Annotated in this window: 1 protein-coding gene; it reads right to left on the reverse strand. The window is 56.4% G+C overall.

The genetic code is table 11. The annotated features are described in order from the left end of the window. Positions 1-227: hypothetical protein (locus QN399_RS26765; protein WP_330201992.1), on the reverse strand; the 227-nt coding region annotated here is incomplete at both ends.

A 227-nucleotide genomic window follows, 5' to 3' on the forward strand; every position in this document is an offset into this window, starting at 1 on the left:
ATTGCCGCCATTGATATCTGCGACCGTGGGCTGAACATACGGCGCGTCCATATCTTGCTGTGCGAGGTCGGGCCACAACATCACATGCAGCGCATGCTTTTCATCGTTAGCAATCTGGCTGATCAGCTGTTGCCCGACACTGACCTTAGTTTTGTAGAGGCTGATGCCGGTCACCGCGTCAGTGACATCGCCGTTGACCGCAAAGGGGTCCATTTGCGCGGGGGTCA

It is taken from the genome of Pseudomonas sp. 10C3, from assembly GCF_036346185.1.
In the GTDB taxonomy this organism is placed as follows: domain Bacteria; phylum Pseudomonadota; class Gammaproteobacteria; order Pseudomonadales; family Pseudomonadaceae; genus Aquipseudomonas.